1 protein-coding gene is annotated in these 319 nt (G+C 48.6%); it reads right to left on the reverse strand.

Annotated features, from left to right (window positions below):
* On the reverse strand, positions 1-305 hold a 305-nt coding region (locus AB4585_RS24830), incomplete at its 3' end, for a potassium channel family protein (RefSeq protein WP_372171412.1).
* Positions 306-319: the final 14 nt, after the last annotated feature.

The raw sequence follows: 319 nt of genomic DNA on the forward strand, positions 1-319 counted from the left end.
GTCTCAATCATAAACCAGTTGGCCACTAAACCGGTAAAGGTACCAAAAAGACCCACACCGGCGGTCATCAAGATAGCCGCTACCAACCTGCCTTGTGTCGTCACAGGGTAGAAGTCACCATAGCCAACGGTAGTAATGGTGACAAAAGACCACCAAAGTGCGTCTCCTGCTGAATGAATATTGGAGTCTGGCAGTCCTTTTTCAAACTGCAGAATCCCAATAGCGCCAAAGATCACCACCAATACCGAGACGCTTGCGACGATGGAAAAGGTGCCAGAGCGCCGATTTCGAAAAAGATAGTACAAGATGAGCTTGGTAG

Origin of the sequence: Vibrio sp. 10N.222.49.C9 (genome assembly GCF_041474985.1) — a bacterium.
Classification (GTDB): domain Bacteria; phylum Pseudomonadota; class Gammaproteobacteria; order Enterobacterales; family Vibrionaceae; genus Vibrio; species Vibrio crassostreae_C.